Here is a 15704-nt window from a genome sequence, read left to right as displayed (position 1 = left end):
CTCTCTATCTTGCTACATCGCGCGCGTCACAAATATGGCCTTCTCCGCCTCACGTCCAGCCACCGCACCCAAACAGCCGTGAAATACACAGATACGAACTTCATGTTACAGATTAAAAAATACCGCTAACAAAATGAGAAAGCCGCATTTTCATGCGGCTTCTCAGATCAAACAAGGAATACGCGACACTGAGTCGATTTTAGACGGCGACGCGGCGCTCCATCTCGCCCGGATCGGGATCGCGCAACACATAGCCACGGCCCCAGACGGTCTCGATGTAATTCTCCCCGCCAGTTGCATCCGCCAACTTCTTACGAAGCTTGCAGATGAAAACGTCGATAATCTTCAATTCGGGCTCGTCCATGCCACCGTAGAGATGGTTCAGGAACATCTCTTTGGTCAGCGTCGTCCCCTTACGAAGGCTCAGAAGTTCGAGCATCTGATACTCTTTGCCAGTCAGATGGACCGGCTTATTCTCGACCTCCACGGTTTTGGCGTCGAGATTGACAGAGACCTTACCCGTGCGGATCACCGATTGCGAATGCCCTTTCGAGCGACGGATGATCGCATGGATGCGGGCGACCAACTCTTCGCGATGGAAGGGTTTGGTCATGTAGTCATCCGCACCGAACCCGAACCCCTTGATCTTGTTCTCGGTATCATCAGCACCGGTCAGGATCAGGATCGGGGTATCGACCTTCGACATGCGCAACTGCCGCAGAACCTCATGCCCGTTCATATCGGGCAGATTCAGGTCAAGCAGGATCAGGTCGTAGTCATACAGCTTGGCGAGATCGATCCCTTCTTCACCAAGATCAGTGCAATAGACGTTGAGATTGGCATGAGTCAGCATCAACTCAATGCTTCGCGACGTCGTGGGATCGTCCTCCACCAACAAAATCCGCATATTCGGTTCTCCGCATTAATTCCTTGGTTATTGGAACCCTCGCACCAAATGGTTAACACACTATTACCCTAGAACGTTAATTTATTCAATTCCTCCTAGGGTTGTCTGAATTTCTGGATAGCAGTCACCTTCAACCCCGCCAGACCGTGTTTTTGCACGGCATGGGTCCAGATATCGAGTTCCTCATCGGACAGATCGTAGCGCTCCAACACTTCACTGCGCGTGATCAGACCATGAGAGACCGCATTAACAATAATAGCCTTACGCGACGCCACCCAACGGCGCGTTTCGGCAGGTGGCAGGTCCGCACGGGTCAAAATCGTACCATCAGGCAGTGTGATAGACCGCGGACCATCGACTTTTTTCAGATACATGGGCACACCCCTTCACTTCGATGCTCTAGAATGTGACGGATGGGTCTTAACGACGGGTGAAACTAACCCTTGAGAATAGGTAGGATTTTCCTATATTTCTGCGGACCTGGTTAAGGGACGTTTTCCATGAGCAAGGATATGCCACTCAATTCGCTTGGTTTTGCCAAGCGCCCCGAGGACACGCGAGTCGTTGTCGCCATGTCTGGCGGCGTCGATAGCTCTGTCGTGGCCGCGGAATTGGCACAACAGGGCTATGATGTCGTGGGGGTGACGTTGCAGCTATACGATCACGGGGCCGCGCTTGCCAAAAAGGGTGCCTGCTGTGCCGGACGTGATATCCATGACGCGCGGCGCGTGGCGGAAACGATGGGGTTCCCGCATTATGTGCTTGATTATGAAAACATCTTCCAAGAAGCGGTGATCGACGAATTTGCCGATGCCTATCTTGGCGGAGCAACCCCTGTCCCCTGTATCCGTTGTAACGAACGCGTCAAATTCAAGGATCTTCTGGAAACCGCGAAGGATCTGGATGCCGATTGTATGGCGACGGGGCATTATATCCAGCGCAAAATGGGGCCGAATGGTCCCGAGTTGCATTCGGCAGCCGATTCGAATCGTGACCAGAGTTACTTCCTGTTCTCGACCACACCCGAACAGCTTTCTTTCCTGCGATTCCCGCTTGGACATTTGCATTCCAAGGCCGAAACCCGTGCTTTGGCTGCAAAACACGGCCTGCCGGTTGCCGACAAGCCCGACAGTCAGGACATTTGCTTCGTTCCGAACGGCAATTATGCCAGTGTAATCGAAAAACTGCGTCCGGGTGCCGCCGATCCGGGCGAGATTGTCGATATGGACGGCAATATTCTGGGCGAACATCGCGGCGTGATCCATTACACGATCGGCCAGCGACGCGGTCTTGGAATTGGTGGCATGGCCGACCCGCTCTACGTGGTCAAACTCGACCCCGATCATCGCCGTGTGATCGTGGGACCGAAAGAGGCCTTGGCCACCCGCACGATTCCGGTGCGCGAGATCAACTGGCTCGGCGACGAGCCCTTCACGTCGCGCAAGGAATGGCATGTTTCGGTCAAGGTCCGTTCGACCCGTCCACCGCGTGCTGCCATCATTCGCCCGATTTCAGCGACCGAAGCGGAGGTCGAGCTGATCGTACCGGAAGAAGGCGTCTCGCCCGGTCAGGCCTGCGTCTTCTACTCCAATGATGACAGCCGGATCTTCGGCGGCGGTTGGATCTGGAAGGGCCGGTAACGGGGCCCGAAATCGTCAAAGCACACCCTCCTGTGCAGCCCTGTCATGGACAGGAGGGGTTCGGGCGCTAGGATCGCGATGTTGACGAAAGCCCGATCATGCAAAAACTCCGCGAAAACATTCTCCCCCTGACCATCGCCTTCGCTCTTCTAATGGAGCTGATCGACGCGACAGTGCTCTCGACCGCCCTTCCGGTGATGGCGCGGGACCTCGATGTTGCGGTGCTATCGCTGAAAATGGCGATGACCACCTATCTCATTGCCTTTGCAGCATTGGTGCCGATTTCGGGCTGGATCGCCGATAAGTTCGGAGCGCGCCGCACCTTCATCCTTGCCATGCTTCTGTTTATCGGCGCCTCCGCACTCTGCGCAAATCAATCCACCTTACTTGGCCTGGTTCTGGCACGCGCCTTGCAGGGCGCAGGGGCCGCGATGATGACCCCTGTCGGTCGCCTGATCGTACTGCGCAATACCGACAGGCAGGAACTGGTCAAAGCGATGGTCTATCTGACCGTCCCCGCGCTGATCGGTCCAGCCCTCGGACCGCTGGTTGGCGCGGTAGTAACCCAAACACTTGGCTGGCGCTGGATTTTCCTGATCAACATCCCGCTCGGGTCTTTCGCGCTGGCTCTGGCATTCCGCCACCTGCCGCATGACACCCCCGCCCCCCCGAAGCGGTTCGACATACTGGGTTTTTTCATCTCGGCCATCGGCTTGGGCTCCCTTATGGCAGGGCTAAGCGCCTTGGGCGAGCATATCATGCCCCTGCCCGTCGCCCTTGGGCTGAGCCTGACCGGTTTGGGTTTAATGGTGGCCTATGCCCTGCGCGCCCGTCACCGCAACGACGCTCTTCTCGACCCGAACCTCTTCCGGCACCGGACATTCAGCATTGGCATCTGGGGCGGCACGGCCTTCCGCCTGAGCAACGGCGCCATTGCGCTTTTGCTGCCTCTGCTATTCCAGCTTGGCCTAGGAATGTCCATTCTCGCCTCGGGGGCGCTTGCCGGTTTGACCGCGGTCGGCGCACTCTCCATCAGGGGATTTTCCGGCAAGGTTGTCGACCGGTTCGGATTTCGCAGCATGCTGATCCTTGGCACCTGCGTCCGTGCCGCGAGCCTGTTGGGGTTTGGAACCGTCACCAGCCCCTATGACTGGTATCTTGTACCATTGCTTTTAATCGGAGGCGTCGCGCAAGCACTGACTTTCACCGCGATCAATGCCATTACTTTTGCCGATCTGGATCCGCAAGAAATGAGCCGCGGCTCCTCGCTTGCAGCGGTCGCCCAACAGGTCTCGCTGACTTTGGGAATCGCGCTGGCCGGTGGTGCTTTGGAACTTTCTGCCTTCGCAACCGGTGCCGAAATTAGCAATAGTGCCATACCATTGCACGCCTTTACTCTAGGCTTCGCGATTGTGGCCACCACCGGGCCTTTGGCCATCCTGATTTTCAGCCGATTGAAAACAACCGACGGAGCATCTTTACGTCACCTCAAACGCACTGCATGACCATACGGGCGTCGCGCCTATGCGGCCCGATTGGCAACCAGATTAAGCGGCGCTTCCACTTCTTTCAGATAGACCGAGACATGGGTCCCGGCGGCAGAGCTGCGCAAACTCAACCCCCCGCCAGATTGACGCGCGAATCCCAACACCATCGGCAAGCCAAGCCCTGAACCTTTGCCCACGGGCTTTGTCGTGAAAAACGGCTCCAGCACATGATCCAGCACGGTTTCAGGAATGCCGGTCCCGGTGTCGGCAACGGTTAGCTCCACATAATTTCCCGCAGGCAGAACATAACCGTCTGCCATCAATTCGGGGCTCTCGAAACATCTATGATCGGCAGAAATCCGGATCCGACCACCCTTCGGCATAGCATCGCGGGCATTCACGATCAGGTTGATCAACGCCGTCATCAATAGGGTCTCATCGACCTTTACCCAGTTACGCCGAGGAGAATTGATCACCTCCAACGAGATGGACGCCGGTATAAGCCGCGCGCCCAGAACCCGCACACGCTCCAGCATGACTTCGATATCGCGCGGCTCCGCTTGCAGGTTGGACTTGCGCGAATAAGCCAGCAGTTGCTGCACCAAGGTTGCAGCGCGTTGTGCCGCTTCTCGCGCATTGTGCACCATATCATCCCGCTCGGGGCGATCTTCGGTCAGCTCGTACAGATCGAGGTTCCCGATGATCGCAGTGAGGATATTGTTAAAATCATGTGCGACCCCCCCAGCCAACTGGCCGACAGCTTCCATCTTCTGAGCCTGTAAAGTCCGCTCGGATGCTCGCTCTGCGTCAAGGCGCATTTTCCGGCCTTCCAACAAAGCATTCGCAAAATAGACAATCAACGCAGCACAACAGACCAGCATGGCTGATTTGGCACTCAGCGACGGAACCTGCGGCAACACCAGAAACGCAACAGCCCCAAGAATCAGGGTGATCATAACGATTTCGCCATAGATCATCAGTTTCAGACGGTCGCTCCGCCGGATAAGAAACACCATCAGGCATCCCAGCCCTGCCGCCGCACTGATCCGCAAGGCCGTATCCTGCTCAAGCAGCATCAGCGCAGGAAGCCAGCTGAACCAGCCGAGCAAGACCAGAAACAAGATAGAAGCAATCGTTGTGTCTCTGGCCGTGCATACCGGCGCACGACTACGCAAGAAAACGTAATAAAGCGCCTGCAATGCGAAATAGACCGGCATCCATAGTAGAGCAGAGGTCCACTGCAAATAGAAGTGCAGTGTCAAACCACCATTAAACACAGCAAGATATCGCAAAACGAGTTCACTGCGCGAGCCGAACTCCAAACGCATCAGACGATCAATTTCACGCCTGTAATCTATGGAATGTCCGGCTTCACGTGAACTCATAATGGGGCCATTTCGCTCAGAACAGTTCGACATCATTGCTCGGCGGCGGCGGCGGCGGCGTTTCGATCACCTGCGCCTCGCCCAGAAGGCGCTGGCGCGCGCGCCCACCATTCGGCCAGAATTCGACCCGGCGAGCCTGCGTGCCACCAAGACTTTGCCCAAGACATTGAATCCCTTCCCGCCGCAGGAAGTCCAAAACGAAGCTACCATTTTTCGCGCCAACATCAGAAAGCCCTGCGATCATCCGCGCACCGCCAAAAACCTTCGCTTTCAAGGTGGTCCGTTGTCCGCCGTTCTTGATGATCTCGTTGATCAGCAATTCCATCGCATTCACGCCGAAACTGGCGGTAGAGCCAGTCCCTTCCGGCAAAAGAAAATGGTTCATGCCTCCAACACCGCTATGTTCATCATAGAGGCAGGTCGCAACGCAGGAGCCGAGAATTGTCGTGATAGACATGCCCTCGACCCGCCCAACAGCAAACTCGCCCTGAGAGATGTGCTTCGGGCGACCGATCCCCATCATCGTCATGCGAAACGCCCCCCTCTTTCGACGGCGGCCGTTTGTCGCCCGCATTGTGCTAGAACTGTCGACGCAATCCGCCCCAAGGGAACAGCCTTTTCTGCCGCACCATTTTCAACCGCAGCGCGCGGCATGCCATAGACCACGCTTGTTGCGGAGTCCTGCGCAAAGCACCGTGCACCAGCCTGCCGCAGGCGCAGCATCGCGTCCGCACCATCGCGCCCCATGCCGGTCAGCATGACAGAAACGACCTTTGAGGCCATAGGCACAGCTGAATCGAACAGAACCTCGACCGAAGGACGATGACCATTCCGTTTCTCGCTTGCCTCAAGCCGGCAACGGGCCGGTTCACCGGGTTTTACCGCAAGATGATACTCCCCTCCTGGCGCAAGATAGACATTGCCCTGTGTCAAAGGCAGGCCATCTCGGGCCAAGCCCATATTCGGCGCGATACATCCCTGCAGACGACGGGCAAAACTTGCCAGAAAACTTTCCGGCATATGCTGCGTAATCAGGGTCGGTGGACAATTCGCAGGGAAACCCGACAGAACCGTTTCCAAAGCATCGACGCCGCCCGTCGACGAACCGATCAAGATGACCTTACCGTTCCAAGTAAATCCACTTGCAGGTTCGACTTTTTTGCGCGGGCCAGAACGCAGGCGCGCGTCTGCGGCCGCGACCAGCAGGTCCGGCAGGATGCCGAAAGCCTCGATAGGGTTGCCGTATTTCGGCTTGCCGATGCAATCGACAGCGCCCAAAGACAGAGCCTCCATCGCCTTTGTCGATCCACGTTGCGTCAGCGTTGATACCATAATGACAGGCATCGGACGCAGACGCATGATCTTCTCAAGAAACTCCAAACCGTTCATACGGGGCATTTCGACATCCAGTGTCAGCACGTCAGGCGCTAGAGCTTTGATCTTTTCTCTAGCATCATAGGGATCAGAGGCCTCACCCACCACCACCAGACGTGAATCTCCCTGCAGCTGAGCTCGAATCAGCTGTCGAATTGTGGGAGAATCATCGACAATCAAAACACGTTTGGCACTCATTTCTTGCCTTTCTTGCCGTCAAAAAGTGACGTTCTAAGTCTTTTTGAATAGGGTTTGGGGGATCCCCAAACCTGTTTTAAAAGTCTTCCCAATCATCGCTGCTCGGTGCCGGCGGCACCTGACGGGCGAGATTTCCTTCAACCACTGGCACCGAAGCTTTAGGCATAGCGGGCTTAGACGCAGGCTTAGCAGCCGTCCCAGGCGTTCCTGTCGCTTTGGACGCGACAGCCTTGGGTGCAGGCTTGGCTGAAGCTGCCGCCGGTTTTGCGTGATTATCGATGGAGAAGCGTCGCGTTGTCTCGTTGAGAGCATTCGCACTTTGACTCAGGGATTGGCTTGCCGCCGTCGTTTCCTCAAACATTGCTGCGTTATGTTGAGTCACCTGATCGAGCTGATTGACCGAAGTATTGATCTCGGACAAGCCGGAGGCCTGCTCTTTTGCCGATGTCGCGATACGTCCCACCCGCTCGGCGATATCCGTTACGGAATGAAGGATCGTCTCCAAAGCATTTCCGGCCTGCCCGACCAGCCCGACGCCGCGGCTGACCTGATCGGAAGATGCCGTGATCAGACCGTCAATCTCGCGCGCCGCTTCCGAAGATCGTTGCGCAAGCGCCCGCACTTCCGATGCCACCACAGCAAAACCGCGCCCCGCTTCTCCGGCCCGTGCCGCTTCGACACCCGCATTCAAGGCAAGGAGGTTGGTCTGGAAGGCGATATCGTCGATCACACTGATAATCTTGGAAATCTTTTGCGAGCTTTCCGAGATTTCACCCATTGCTTCAACAGCTTGCTGCACAACTTGGCCGGAGCTTTCCGCGTCTTTGCGAGCCTGCATCACGATGCGATCGGCTTCATTGATCCCGTCGGACGCGCTGGCCACAGAAGAAGTCAACTCATCAAGCGCTGCTGCGGTCTCTTCAAGCGTAGCCGCCTGCTGCTCGGTGCGACGGCTCAGATCTTCTGCCGCATTCGAGATTTCGCGCGCTTCGTTATCAATGGCAACCGCATTGTCGATCACGACCCGCATTGCCTCTGCCAGACGGTCGACAGCCGTGTTGAAATCCGCCCGAAGCTCCTCGTATTCATCGCCCAGATGCTCCGCAATCTTGGCCGTGAGATTACCATCGGAGAGCGCACTTAGCCCCACGCGCAAGGTCTCGACAACTTTGGCCTGCCGGCGGGATGTCTCTTGCGTTTGTTCTGCTGCACGCGCGATTTCCTTACGGGACGTCGTTACGTCGCTGCCGATAAAGACAACCTTGACCACATCCCCCATCTCGTCGTGAACCGGTGCGATAATCCCCTCCGAGATCGCGTCGCGCCCGTCGCCCGCAGAAATTTTCCACGTACCGGTCACGGATACACCTTCGCTCATCACCCGTTGCGCAACATCCTCAATCGTGAATTCGCTGTCCACGGTGCTGGTGACATCCACAACGGGACGACCGATAAACTCTTCGGCGGAGATGCCGACAGCCTTACAATAATTCTCGTTCACGCTGCTGATACGACCGTTCAGATCGGCCTCGCCCAGCATCTGTGCGGAATCAAGCGCTTTCAGAATGGCACGCGACATACCGATTTCCGTAATATCGCGCCATTCCACCACATAACCGATGCGCCCCTCGCCCGGCATGACAACCTCGGAGATGCCAAGCGCAAACTGGGCCTGACCGATTTTGAGATTGGCCGAGTAAGGCAGGTTGGCGCTATCGGCAAGGAAATCGCGGATACGCTGCGGATTTTTGTGGAACGTATCGATCGAGCGGCCAACCATGGTATCTGCTTCGATGGTCTGATCGAGCACCTGGAAATCTTCCAGACGATTTTCGATCAGATGCGTCATCGCGGGATTGACATAGCTGATATTGAAATTCGTATCGGCCATCATCATCGAGGACGATCCGGCATTGAAGGCCGCCCCTTTCAGCGCCACATCCTTCGACGCCGCCTCTGCCGTCGCCAGCGCAATCTGGAAGTCTTCGAGTGCCACAGCCATCCGCCCGACCTCGTCCTTGCGGCGGGTAAAGGGCACGACAAGATCGTAATCCTTAGCCGCCAGCCGATCCATCGTGTCTTTCAGCCGTACCAGCGGCTTAGAAATACTGCGCGCCATAAGGGTGGCCAGCAGGACCAAAGCGACCAGAACGATTGCTCCATGCAGGCTCATCGATTTCGCCAGCGCAATAATCGGCGAGAACAGTTCCTTGTCGGATTGTTCGACGATCAGCGCCGCCGGATGGTTCATGAAACTGATCGGCAGGAACGCAGCAGTCGCATCACTGCCATCCAGTACACCAGCGGCATCCACCGTGCCACTTTCTCCCGCCAGAGCACGCGTGATCGCCGGATTTTCGGGCGCAGCCTGCATGACCGTCGGCACTTGCGACAGGCGCAGATTATTCTGATATTTCATATTCTGGTCAACAAGATAGCTTTGACCGGTCTCCTGCAATCCGCGCCCGTCTGCCAGAATGGCATTCAACCCCGAAAGCGGAATTTCAAATGCAAGCGCACCTTTTGGGTTGCCGGCATGATCAAGGATCGGAGCGGCCATAAAATAGGACAGAACACCCGCATGATCCGTTTCATGGATCGTCGCTTCGGAGATCTGCGGATTTTCGGTGCTGGCCTTCAGCGCCTTTTGCACCAGTTGACCGAGTTTGCTATCGGCAAAGGGGCCCGTCACGAAATTCGTGCCGAAGTCATCCGCCTTCTCGATCGAATACAGGACATCCCCCTCCGCACTAATCAGATAGATGTCGGAAAAGCCCGCACGCTTCGCCTGCTGCAAAATCATCGGATGGTATTTTTCATGGCGCTTCGAATACAAGGACCCGTCCGCCGCCGCAGTCAGCTTCCAGCGATCCTCCGCCCGATAGGCATTGCCCTCGACATAAGCGCTCCGCACCTGATCTGCGGCACCCTCCCCAAGACGCGTCCACGAATTCTGGAAATCCCGCAGCGTATCGCGCATGAAATCGGATGCGATGCTGTCTTTTACCTCGGTCCGGAAATCGGCTTCCCATTCATTCACACGGTCAGCCTGCACCTGTGCAACATGCATAAGACGTTCCGTCGCGGCCTGTTCCAGCAAATGCCGGGAATCCCGATAGGCGGTCAGGGCCATGACGGAAAGTGCAACCAAAGCAATCGTAAAAAGAATCAGGGGCAACTTCACCCCGATCTTCACATTATCCAGAACTCTCATACAGCAGCCTCCACTCGGACACGACGCGGTGTCCCAACCCAAAGCGGGATTCTGCCCCCGCGTTAGGTCATAAACATGCTGTGAAGTGCTGAAGATTCATTTAAGCCAAAAGCAGCTTACGCCGCGAGCGCATGCCTCAGGAAAGAAAATTGGCGTTTGAGGCCGTTTTTCCTAGGAATATCTTGGCTAACACAGGCAGGATTGCGCGATATTTCTGTCAAAATCGCACGACTTTCCCATCCCGGAAGTAACGCCCGCCGCGCCTGCCGCGACAGATTTCCATGCGCAAGCCGCGCCAGACCGGCCTGCGCCAGACCGGCGATAGCGGCGCTGCGGCCATCTGGCAAAGGGTGACGTCCGCGCCGCTCGATCTCGGGAACCGCACAAAGATAGGCCGCCAGACCGACCCCTTGTGCCTGCCCACGCAGCACGGACCATTCGCGCGCATCAACCCCCAGAAGCTGCGCCGCCGCCAGATAGAGCGCCCCGGCGGTGCCATCCAGATACCGCCAGAGCGCCTCATGATCCTCGAAGACATCGGGCCAGCAATCCTGTCGCCGTGTTTCGGCCAGTTCCAGCAAAAGCCCCGCCACAGGCCGCAGCCCCGCCAATGCCGGACCGATCTCGGATGGTGGCGCCGTGCCCTCTGCCCGCAAGGCCTCCAGCGCATCGACCCACCATTGCACGCGCATCTCGGCGATCATCGGTTCTTTCGAGGCCCAAGGCGCCCGCGCCAGTTCGAGGTTCACCGCATAAAGCGGCCAGAGTTTGCGGCGATCCGCCTCGGGTGTCGCCATCAAGGCACGGAACCGCTCGGGGTCGCTCTGCTCGACCATCTGCGCACAATGGGCCTCGGCCTCGGTCAGGGCACTCATAGCGGGCGCACCCCGTCACGCAGGAACTTCCACTGGATCGCCTCAAGCAGCGCCTCGAAAGAGGCATCGACAAGGTTGGCATTCACCCCGACCGTCGACCAGCGGTTGCCATTGCCATCCTCGGAATCAATGACCACCCGCGTCACCGCCGCCGTGCCGCCGCCGGTAATCCGCACGCGGAAATCGACCAGCTTCATATCCTCGATATGGCATTGATACGGCCCCAGATCCTTCGCCAAAGCCTGCCACAAAGCGTTCACCGGCCCCTGATCATAACCTTCGTTATCCCAGCTTTCCGACACCGACAGCATCCGCTCGCCGCCCACATCCAGAACCACGACCGCCTCGGAAGAATTGGCCATCTCGCGCCCGTTATGGCGACGCTCGATCACCACGCGATAGCGTTCTACCTTGAAATACCGCGGCAACTCGCCCAGCACCCGCCGCGCGACCAGCTCGAAACTCGCCTGCGCCCCGTCATAGGCATAGCCGTGATCCTCGCGGCGCTTGATCTCGTCAAGGATCTCGGACAGCCGCTCGTCGCCCTTGGCGATCTCGAGCCCCATATCCGCCAGCCGCGCACGCAGGTTCGACTGCCCCGCCTGATTGGACATCGGGATCTGGCGCGTATTGCCCACCGTCTCGGGCGGGATATGCTCATAGGTCGCAGGGTCCTTCAGGATGGCGCTGGCATGCAGCCCCGCCTTATGGGTAAAGGCCGAGGCGCCCACGTAGGGCGCGCTGCGCAAGGGCACGCGGTTCAGAATATCGTCCAGCTTGCGCGACAGCCGCGTGATGCCTGCAAGCGCGCTCTCCGGCACGCCAGTGTCATAGTGGCTGCGATAGGGCTCTTTCAGCAAAAGCGTCGGGATCAGAGCCGTCAGATTGGCATTGCCACAGCGCTCGCCCAGCCCGTTCAGAGTGCCCTGAATCTGGCGCACCCCCGCATCCACCGCCGCCAGCGAACAGGCCACAGCCATGCCGGTATCATCATGGCAATGGATGCCCAGATGATCCCCCGGAATGCCCGCCGCAATCACATCGGCCACAATCGCGGAAATCTCGGCAGGCAGGGTGCCGCCATTGGTGTCACATAGCACCACCCAACGCGCCCCCGCCTCATAGGCCGCCCGCGCACAAGACAGCGCATAATCGGGATTGGCCTTATAGCCGTCAAAGAAATGCTCGGCGTCAAACAAAGCCTCGCGCCCCTCGGAGACCATATGCGCGACACTCGCCCCGATATTCTCGAGGTTCTCCTCAAGCGAGATCCCCAGCGCCGCCGTCACATGGTAATCATGCGTCTTGCCCACCAGACAAACGGCAGGCGTTCCGGCATTCATCACCCCCGCCAGAACCTCGTCATTGGCCGCCGACCGCCCTGCCCGTTTGGTCATACCAAAAGCGGTGAATGTCGCGCGCGTCTGGGGCCGCGCCTCAAAGAAATCGCTATCGGTCGGATTGGCGCCGGGCCAGCCGCCCTCAATGTAATCCACCCCGATCCGGTCCAAAGCCTGCGCAATCTGCACCTTCTCGGAGACAGAAAACTGCACCCCCTGCGTCTGCTGGCCATCCCGCAACGTCGTGTCGTATAGATAAAGACGTTCTTTCATCGCTTGCTCTCCCTCCTGCGCTGCGCCTTACAGCGCAGGCAGCTTCTCCGGTGCGAAACCCGCCGCAGGCAATAGCTCCACCCCCGCCTTCGACATCCGCACCTCAACACCCGCCGCCACCAACGCCTGCTTCATCGCATCCACAGGGGCGAAATCCTTGGTCTCCATCGCACGCGCGCGCAGGTCGGCAAGATGCTCGGCATAGGCCGAAAGATCCGCCACCGGCGCCTCGGCCCACTCTCCCATATCCTCCAGCAACAGCCCCAGCATCTGCGCCGAAGCCTTCAACTCCGCCGGATCGCTCAACGCATGCAATGCCGCAATAGCGCCCGCCGTGTTCAAGTCATCCGCCAGCGCAGCAATCACCGAGGGCGCTGCGGCCGGCGCGGGTTCGATGCCCGCGACGGCCGCCCGCCACTTGCGCAACGTGGCCTCCGCCTGCCGCGCCTTCTCGGCGGTCCAATCCATCGGCTTCGAATAATGCGTCTGCAAAAACACAAAGCGGATCACCTCGCCCGGAATGCCCTCGTCCAGCAAATCCCGCACGGTGAAGAAATTGCCCAAGGATTTGGACATTTTCTTCCCCTCGACCTGCAGCATCTCGTTATGCAGCCAGAAACGGGCAAACTCGCCATGCGGATGGGCGCAGCAGCTTTGCGCCACCTCATTCTCGTGATGCGGGAATTGCAGGTCGATGCCGCCGCCATGAATATCGAAGCTGTCCCCGAACAGCTCATAGCTCATGGCCGAACATTCGATATGCCACCCCGGACGCCCGCGGCCCCAAGGGCTGTCCCAACCGGGCAAACCATCATCCGAGGGCTTCCACAGCACGAAATCCATCGGGTCTTCCTTATAGGGCGCCACCTCGACCCGCGCCCCCGCGATCATATCATCAACCGAGCGCCCAGAAAGGCGGCCATAGTCCTTATACGACCGCACCCGAAACAGCGCGTGCCCTTCGGCAGCATAGGCATGCCCGCCCTCGATCAGCCGCTCGATCATCGCGATCATCGCATTGATGTAATCGGTCGCGCGCGGCTCGTGGTCGGGGCGCGCCGCTCCCAGAGCATCCATATCCGCATGATACCACGCGATGGTTTCCTCGGTACGGGCGCGGATCAGATCCTCAAGCGAGCCTTCCGCTCCCTCTTCACGGCGCTTCACGGCGGTGGCGTTGATCTTGTCATCCACATCCGTGAAGTTGCGGACATAGGTCACATGGCTCTCGCCATAGACATGGCGCAGCAGCCGTTGCAGCACATCAAACACCACCACAGGGCGGGCATTGCCCAGATGCGCCCGATCATAGACCGTCGGCCCACAGAGATAGATCCGCACATTCTTCGGATCAATCGGCGCGAAATCCTGCACCTGACGGGACATCGTGTTGCGCAAGCGAATCTGGGTCATCTGAAGTCTCTCCCCCACGGCATGGAACGGCCACCGCTCGGGCGGGTTCGGGATTTCAGCTTTGGGAAAGCAAGACCGGACCGCCCGACGAATGTCAGCCGATAATGCAGCAGATCGTGATGGTTGCGGTCTGGGTCATGGAGGTTCTCATATCCTGTCCGACAGAGCTTGTGAAGCACAAACTGCCCGCCGCACGAGACCGCCCGCCCCCATATCGCAGGGCGAAAAAACATGCCTTACCTTCCCGCCGTCTTGCGTTATCCTGAGGCCAACAGACAGGACCTGCCTATGAACGACGTCACGCCCATCCATCGCTCTTTCACCGAGATCACCGCCGAAGCGGAACAGCAGGGCGGGTTCTGCCACGAGCTGGCCCATCACGCGCTGGCCTACCTGCCGCAATCAGGCATCGAAGGTCAGCATCTGGTGGTCAGTTTCGGTAATCTCTCGACCAACCGGATTGAAGGCGAGCAGCACCCCTGGGGCCATCACCTGCTGCGCAAACAGGGATGGTCGATCCTTGGCCTGATCAACAAACGCAACGACTGGTATCGCGATCCCGACCTGATCGCCGCGCTGGAAACGCTGCGCGCCGAGGGGCTTTTCCGCCGCTTCGAGCGCGTCACATTCTACGGGGCGTCGATGGGGGGCTTCGGGGCGTTTACCTTTTCGCGGCTCTCGCCCGGCGCGCATGTGGTGGCCTTTGCGCCGCAATCGACATTGGACACAAGCATTGCCCCTTTCGAGACCCGCTACCGTTACGCGCGCAAGATCACCGACTGGTCCCTGCCCTATGGCGATGCGGCAGAAGCGGTCGGAGACCTGGCCTCTGCGCATCTTTTCTTCGATCCGTTCGAGCCGCAGGACAAAGCCCATGCCGCGCGCCTGTCCGGCCCCACTGTCCAGCTGCACCGCCTGCGCCATTTCGGCCATAAGGTGCCGCCGGTCCTGCTGAAATTGCGGCTTTTGACCGAGGTCTCCCTGCGCGCGCTGCGTGGCGAGATCAGCGACCAATGGCTGGCACAGGCGCTACGGGTACGCCATAAATCCGTACTCTATAACGAGTTGATGCTGAAAAATGCGAAGGAGCGCGGACACTACCAGATGGGGTTATGGGCCGCCGATCTGGCCTTGCAGCACGAACAGCATTGGAAGCTGAAGCAGATGCGCAAAGCCCTGCGCATCGGGCGGCGTGACGCAAGACAGGCCACGCTCCCATAAAAAGCGCCCCTTAAAGGGGGGCGCTTTGCGATGCAAAGGCGGGGTCTTACTCCATCGCCTCGACGACCAGTAACTCGCGCTCTGCAGCCCCTTTGGCATGCGCAAGCGCCGCCTGATAGGCAGGCCCGTTATAGCACGCGACGGCGGCCTCCAGACTCGGGAACCACGCCAGAACATTGCGCGGGCGTTCCCTGCCCTCAAGCTGTACGAACCGCGCCCCACGGGCCAGAAACTTGCCGCCCGCTGCGGCGATGGCAGGGCCTGCCAACTCGGCATATTTGCCATAGGCCTCGGCATCCGTCACCGTCACATGGGCAATCCAATACGCACCCGGCATCCGCTCTCTCCTGTTGAAAGGGGCCGCATTTTGACTGCGG

13 protein-coding genes are annotated in these 15704 nt (G+C 58.5%); 3 read left to right on the top strand and 10 right to left on the bottom strand.

Translation table 11 applies throughout. The annotated features are described in order from the left end of the window. Positions 1 to 199: 199 nt before the first annotated feature. Positions 200 to 907 (bottom strand): response regulator transcription factor CtrA, encoded by a 708-nt coding sequence (gene ctrA, locus AC2ISB_RS04530; protein ID WP_339107107.1) that lies wholly within the window; start codon positions 905 to 907, stop codon positions 200 to 202. 95 nt (positions 908 to 1002) lie between these two features. Then, the gene (gene sciP, locus AC2ISB_RS04525; protein WP_339107106.1) at positions 1003 to 1281 is read right to left on the bottom strand and encodes a CtrA inhibitor SciP; all 279 of its coding nucleotides are present in this window, start codon (positions 1279 to 1281) and stop codon (positions 1003 to 1005) included. 126 nt (positions 1282 to 1407) lie between these two features. Between sciP and mnmA the strand changes: the two genes are divergently transcribed. After that, positions 1408 to 2547, top strand: coding sequence for a tRNA 2-thiouridine(34) synthase MnmA (gene mnmA, locus AC2ISB_RS04520; RefSeq protein WP_339107105.1), 1140 nt, complete (start codon positions 1408 to 1410; stop codon positions 2545 to 2547). A 98-nt stretch (positions 2548 to 2645) separates the two neighbouring features. Further along, positions 2646 to 4052 carry an MFS transporter gene (locus AC2ISB_RS04515; protein WP_486576317.1) on the top strand — a complete coding sequence of 469 codons (1407 nt, stop codon included), beginning with the start codon at positions 2646 to 2648 and terminating at the stop codon, positions 4050 to 4052. Positions 4053 to 4069: 17 nt separating this feature from the next. Here the strand turns inward: AC2ISB_RS04515 and AC2ISB_RS04510 are convergent, their stop codons facing one another. The 7 genes from AC2ISB_RS04510 to cysS all read right to left on the bottom strand — a co-directional run bounded on the left by AC2ISB_RS04510 (position 4070) and on the right by cysS (position 14106). After that, on the bottom strand, positions 4070 to 5419 hold the full coding sequence (locus AC2ISB_RS04510; protein WP_406720631.1) for an ATP-binding protein: 1350 nt from the start codon (positions 5417 to 5419) through the stop codon (positions 4070 to 4072). 16 nt (positions 5420 to 5435) lie between these two features. Then, the gene (locus AC2ISB_RS04505) at positions 5436 to 5948 is read right to left on the bottom strand and encodes a chemotaxis protein CheD (protein WP_339107102.1); all 513 of its coding nucleotides are present in this window, start codon (positions 5946 to 5948) and stop codon (positions 5436 to 5438) included. Beyond that, positions 5945 to 6991 carry a protein-glutamate methylesterase/protein-glutamine glutaminase gene (locus AC2ISB_RS04500; RefSeq protein WP_339107101.1) on the bottom strand — a complete coding sequence of 349 codons (1047 nt, stop codon included), beginning with the start codon at positions 6989 to 6991 and terminating at the stop codon, positions 5945 to 5947. Before AC2ISB_RS04500 ends, AC2ISB_RS04505 begins: the two co-directional genes overlap by 4 nt. Before the next feature lie 76 nt (positions 6992 to 7067). Beyond that, on the bottom strand, positions 7068 to 10205 hold the full coding sequence (locus tag AC2ISB_RS04495; RefSeq protein ID WP_486576314.1) for a methyl-accepting chemotaxis protein: 3138 nt from the start codon (positions 10203 to 10205) through the stop codon (positions 7068 to 7070). 116 nt (positions 10206 to 10321) lie between these two features. After that, complete coding sequence (locus AC2ISB_RS04490; protein ID WP_486576313.1) at positions 10322 to 11080, bottom strand: squalene/phytoene synthase family protein; 759 nt, start codon at positions 11078 to 11080, stop codon at positions 10322 to 10324. Further along, positions 11077 to 12693, bottom strand: a complete 1617-nt coding sequence (cimA, locus tag AC2ISB_RS04485) for a citramalate synthase (protein ID WP_486576311.1) — start codon at positions 12691 to 12693, stop codon at positions 11077 to 11079. The genes AC2ISB_RS04490 and cimA overlap by 4 nt, the downstream gene beginning before the upstream one ends. 27 nt (positions 12694 to 12720) lie before the next feature. Next, on the bottom strand, positions 12721 to 14106 hold the full coding sequence (gene cysS, locus AC2ISB_RS04480; protein WP_486576309.1) for a cysteine--tRNA ligase: 1386 nt from the start codon (positions 14104 to 14106) through the stop codon (positions 12721 to 12723). 288 nt (positions 14107 to 14394) lie between these two features. On the opposite strand from cysS, the gene AC2ISB_RS04475 reads away from it, so the two are divergent. Beyond that, positions 14395 to 15327 carry a hypothetical protein gene (locus AC2ISB_RS04475; protein ID WP_486576307.1) on the top strand — a complete coding sequence of 311 codons (933 nt, stop codon included), beginning with the start codon at positions 14395 to 14397 and terminating at the stop codon, positions 15325 to 15327. 46 nt (positions 15328 to 15373) lie between these two features. Here the strand turns inward: AC2ISB_RS04475 and AC2ISB_RS04470 are convergent, their stop codons facing one another. Next, positions 15374 to 15664 carry a DUF1330 domain-containing protein gene (locus tag AC2ISB_RS04470; RefSeq protein WP_339107095.1) on the bottom strand — a complete coding sequence of 97 codons (291 nt, stop codon included), beginning with the start codon at positions 15662 to 15664 and terminating at the stop codon, positions 15374 to 15376. Between the last annotated feature and the right edge of the window lie 40 nt (positions 15665 to 15704).

This window comes from Thioclava sp. NS-SX20, assembly GCF_057380695.1.
The sequence above is the reverse complement of the archived record's forward strand: the minus strand, read 5'-3'. Positions and strand labels throughout refer to the sequence as shown.

Excerpts from the sequence above, each read along its gene's own strand:
- AC2ISB_RS04475 (WP_486576307.1), top strand. The coding sequence starts at position 14,395 with ATGAACGACGTCACGCCCATCCATCGCTCTTTCACCGAGATCACCGCC.
- AC2ISB_RS04505 (WP_339107102.1), bottom strand. The coding sequence starts at position 5,948 with ATGACGATGATGGGGATCGGTCGCCCGAAGCACATCTCTCAGGGCGAG.
- AC2ISB_RS04470 (WP_339107095.1), bottom strand. The coding sequence starts at position 15,664 with ATGCCGGGTGCGTATTGGATTGCCCATGTGACGGTGACGGATGCCGAG.
- ctrA (WP_339107107.1), bottom strand. The coding sequence starts at position 907 with ATGCGGATTTTGTTGGTGGAGGACGATCCCACGACGTCGCGAAGCATT.
- cimA (WP_486576311.1), bottom strand. The coding sequence starts at position 12,693 with ATGAAAGAACGTCTTTATCTATACGACACGACGTTGCGGGATGGCCAG.
- AC2ISB_RS04495 (WP_486576314.1), bottom strand. The coding sequence starts at position 10,205 with ATGAGAGTTCTGGATAATGTGAAGATCGGGGTGAAGTTGCCCCTGATT.
- AC2ISB_RS04500 (WP_339107101.1), bottom strand. The coding sequence starts at position 6,991 with ATGAGTGCCAAACGTGTTTTGATTGTCGATGATTCTCCCACAATTCGA.
- sciP (WP_339107106.1), bottom strand. The coding sequence starts at position 1,281 with ATGTATCTGAAAAAAGTCGATGGTCCGCGGTCTATCACACTGCCTGAT.
- AC2ISB_RS04515 (WP_486576317.1), top strand. The coding sequence starts at position 2,646 with ATGCAAAAACTCCGCGAAAACATTCTCCCCCTGACCATCGCCTTCGCT.
- AC2ISB_RS04510 (WP_406720631.1), bottom strand. The coding sequence starts at position 5,419 with ATGAGTTCACGTGAAGCCGGACATTCCATAGATTACAGGCGTGAAATT.
- AC2ISB_RS04490 (WP_486576313.1), bottom strand. The coding sequence starts at position 11,080 with ATGAGTGCCCTGACCGAGGCCGAGGCCCATTGTGCGCAGATGGTCGAG.
- cysS (WP_486576309.1), bottom strand. The coding sequence starts at position 14,106 with ATGACCCAGATTCGCTTGCGCAACACGATGTCCCGTCAGGTGCAGGAT.
- mnmA (WP_339107105.1), top strand. The coding sequence starts at position 1,408 with ATGAGCAAGGATATGCCACTCAATTCGCTTGGTTTTGCCAAGCGCCCC.